Genomic DNA, 338 nt, shown 5'->3' with positions numbered 1-338 from the left:
GCATTGAACTCGAAACCCTCCAGGCAGCTCAGATCACCGTCGTGGAGGTCGCGTGCACCCCGCAGGGCTGTTTTGCTCCTTAAGATACTCTGGTAGACAGCGCTGTTAAAGCGGTTCACCATGGCCCCGTCATGCCGGTTGCGGAACACCGAGCGCAGGACCAGGCGGATAGCAGCTGCCGCTGTGCTGGCCAGCCCGAACTCCCCGGCACTGGCCTGACTGGCCGGGGTTTGCTTTTTCTTTCGTTTGGGAAGGCCCTGCACCACCGTACTGTTGCGGAACCTGCGGAACACCACAGTTCCCGCCGTTCCGTGCAGGGCACCATTTCTTTCTAATAT

1 pseudogene is annotated in these 338 nt (G+C 60.1%); it reads right to left on the bottom strand.

Going from position 1 to position 338, the window contains the following annotated elements:
- Positions 1–338 (bottom strand): annotated as a pseudogene (locus DDR33_RS26355) (hypothetical protein); the annotation flags it as partial.

The organism is Pararcticibacter amylolyticus (assembly GCF_003130405.1).
Taxonomy (GTDB): domain Bacteria; phylum Bacteroidota; class Bacteroidia; order Sphingobacteriales; family Sphingobacteriaceae; genus Arcticibacter; species Arcticibacter amylolyticus.
Note: the sequence above shows the minus strand (reverse complement) of the source record. Positions and strands in the feature narration are given on the sequence as shown.